Below are 2,961 nucleotides of genomic sequence, written 5' to 3'. Positions count from 1 at the left end.
AGGCGGGGGAGGGGGACCGGTGGTACGACGTCGGGTCGGTCGTGGAGGCCGCTGCGTTGCTGCCCCGGCTCGGGCGTCGGGCGCTGTTGACCACCGGGCGGCTGGAGTTGGCGGCCTTCGCTCACGTCGCCGGGGTGCATGTCGTCGCGCGGTCCGTCGAGGCGCCCGAGCCGCCGCTTCCGGGCGACTGCGAGGTGCTGCTCGCGCGCGGGCCGTTCAGCGTCGAGGACGAACTCCGGTTGCTGCGGGACCGTCGTATCGATGTGGTCGTGACGAAGGACAGCGGGGGCGCTGCGACGGCCGCGAAGCTCACGGCCGCGCGGGAGCTGGGGGTGCCGGTGATCGTCGTACGCCGGCCCCCGGCGCCGTACGGGGTGGACGTGGTCGGCGATGTCGCGGGTGCGGTCGCGTGGGTCAGGGCGCTGTGACCGACGCTCGCAGGCGGTCGATCGTACGGAGGATCTCGGTGCGGTTCTTGGCGGACTTGATCCAGGCGGGGAGTCTGGCGACGTAGGTCATCCGGCGGTGCTCGTGTTCGTGCCAGGGCGCGTGTTCGCGGAGGCCGGCGGCGACGAAGTCCCTGAGGACGGTGAGGTGTTCGAGGTTGTAGGCCCAGATCGTGCCGTGGCGGGTGTCGGCCTCCAGCCACAGGGGGAGGGCCTGGCTCCCTCGTCCGTCGACGGCCGCGAAGCCGCAGGAACGGCAGATCACCCGCACCTCGTGGTCCGCTCGGCGGTGCTCGCGGTGGGCGAGGCGGTCGCAGCGCGGGCAGTGCACGAGGGCCGAGTCCGCGTAGTGGAACAGCTCCGTGCGGACGTCGTAGAAGCGGGTCGGGGACATGGGAGCAGTATGCGCGAGGGGTGGGGGAGCGAGGCATCCGGATGTCGGCACCTACGCCGCCGTGACCTCCTTCCGCTCCCGCATCCCGCTGCTCAGGTCCTCCACCAGCAGTCTCTTCGCGATCGCGTCGACCGCCGCGTGGAGGTCCCCGCTCGACGGCCGGCCCAGGTCGCGTTCGACGTGGTCCTTCAGCCAGTCGCCCCACGCCTCCGAGATGATGCGCGCCTCGCGGGCGCCCGCGTCCGTGTGGGAGAGGAGGGTGCCGGTGCGGGTGAGGTACCCCTCCTCGACCATGCGGTCGAAGACGGGGAGGAGGACCTCAGGGGGAAGGTGGCGGCGGGCCGCGATGAGGCCGAGGCTCGCGTGGCCGACCATCCGCGTGTGGAGTTCGACCTGCATGACCGCCCAGGCGCCGGCGATGTCGAGGCGGGTGTCGGAGTCCTCGACGATGCGGCGGGTGGTCTCCAGGTCCGTACTGCCGATGATTTTGGCGACCGACGTCTCCAGGACCCGCCGGGAGTCCGCGCCGCTCGGGGACGCGAAGCCCTCGCCCAGGTCCGTGGAGCCCGCGCGGGCGCTGTCGCGCAGGGGGACCTGTTTCAGCAGCAGGGCGACCAGGAAACCGAGCGCCGCGACCGGGACCGTCCACAGGAACACCGTCTGGATGGTGTCGGCGTACGCGCCGATGATCGGCCCGGCGGCTCGCGCGGGGAGCTGGTGGACGCCGTCCGGGCTGGTCGCCGCCTTGGTGAGGGTCGCCGCGTCCGCCGTACCCGTCGCCGCCGCCTCCCCGATGCCGTCCCGCAGGTTGGGGCCGAGCGCGTTCGTGTAGATCGTGCCGAAGACGGCCGTGCCGAAGGAGCTGCCCAGCGTACGGAAGAAGGTGACGCCGGAGGTCGCGGTGCCGAGGTCGGCGTACTCGACCGTGTTCTGCACGGCGATCGTCAGGACCTGCATGCACAGCCCGATCCCGAAGCCGAGGACGAACATGTACAGCGACTCCAGCCAGACCCCCGTACCCGGCCCCATCCGCGACATCAGGAACAGGCCGAGCCCCATCACGAGCGAGCCGGCGATCGGGAACACCCGGTATCTGCCGGTCTGGCTGATCACGTTGCCGCTGCCGATCGACGCGATGAGCAGGCCGAGCACCATCGGCAGCGTCCGTACCCCGGAGACGGTCGCCGAATCGCCGTCCACGTACTGGAGATAGCTCGGCAGGTACGTCATCGCGCCGAGCATCGCGAACCCGACGATGAAGCTGAGCACCGAGCACACCGTGAACACCGGGTTGCGGAACAGCCGCATCGGCAGCATCGGCTCCGCCGCCCGCGTCTCCGTCCAGCAGAACAGGCCGAGCGCGAGCACGCCGCCCACGAACAGGCTGACGATCACACCGGAGCCCCACGCGTACTCGTTGCCGCCCCAGCTCGTCGCCAGGATCAGGGCGCTCGCGCCGAGCGCGACCCACGCGATGCCGAGGTAGTCGATGACCGGGCGGGACACGGACCTGACGACCGGGATCGTGCGCGCGGCGGCGAGGACCACGACGACCGCGATCGGGACGTTCACGTAGAACGCCCACCGCCACGACAGGTGGTCCGTGAACAGGCCGCCGAGCAGCGGGCCGATCACCGTCGCCACGCCGAACACCGCGCCGATCGCGCCCTGGTACTTGCCGCGCTCCCGCAGCGGGATGACGTCCGCGATCAGCGCCATCGCCGTCACCATCAGGCCGCCCGCGCCGATGCCCTGCACCGCGCGCCACGCGATCAGCAGCGGCATGTTCGTCGCCAGGCCGCACAGGAACGAGCCCGTGATGAACACGATCGCCGAGACCTGGAAGACCACCTTGCGGCCGAACAGGTCGCCGAACTTGCCGACCAGGACCGTCGCGACGGTCNNCCCACGACATGTGCGAGGCGCCGCCGAGGTCCGACACGATCGTGGGCAGCGCCGTCCCGACGATCGTCTGGTCCAGGGCCGCGAGCAGCATGCCCAGCACGATCGTCACGAAGACGACGTTGCGGCGGCGGGGGTCCAGTACGGGGGGCTGCGCGGCCGGTGGGGAATCCTGGGTGACGGTCACGGGGACACGATCGCGCCGGGGGGAGGGAGCCG

At 71.4% G+C, this 2,961-nt stretch carries 3 protein-coding genes and 1 pseudogene; 1 reads left to right on the top strand and 3 read right to left on the bottom strand.

Annotated features, from left to right (window positions below; all coding sequences use genetic code 11):
• Positions 1-428: precorrin-6A/cobalt-precorrin-6A reductase (locus tag AOK24_RS39435; RefSeq protein WP_167376906.1), on the top strand; the 428-nt coding region annotated here is incomplete at its 5' end.
• Here the strand turns inward: AOK24_RS39435 and AOK24_RS39430 are convergent.
• From AOK24_RS39430 to AOK24_RS52905, 3 genes and pseudogenes are all read right to left on the bottom strand, one after another.
• On the bottom strand, positions 415-840 hold the full coding sequence (locus AOK24_RS39430) for a hypothetical protein (RefSeq protein WP_055724734.1): 426 nt from the start codon (positions 838-840) through the stop codon (positions 415-417). The two genes, AOK24_RS39435 and AOK24_RS39430, sit on opposite strands and share 14 nt — an antisense overlap.
• A gap of 51 nt (positions 841-891) precedes the next feature.
• Positions 892-2,743: pseudogene (locus AOK24_RS39425) on the bottom strand (MDR family MFS transporter); the annotation flags it as partial.
• Between the two features lie 2 nt (positions 2,744-2,745).
• Positions 2,746-2,929: hypothetical protein (locus AOK24_RS52905; protein ID WP_420876724.1), on the bottom strand; the 184-nt coding region annotated here is incomplete at its 3' end.
• Positions 2,930-2,961 lie beyond the last annotated feature (32 nt).

It is taken from the genome of Streptomyces niveiscabiei, from assembly GCF_001419795.1.
Taxonomy (GTDB): Bacteria; Actinomycetota; Actinomycetes; order Streptomycetales; family Streptomycetaceae; genus Streptomyces; species Streptomyces niveiscabiei.
Note: the sequence above shows the minus strand (reverse complement) of the source record. Positions and strands in the feature narration are given on the sequence as shown.

Coding starts and splice junctions, on each gene's coding strand:
- AOK24_RS39430 (WP_055724734.1), bottom strand. CDS start 840: ATGTCCCCGACCCGCTTCTACGACGTCCGCACGGAGCTGTTCCACTAC.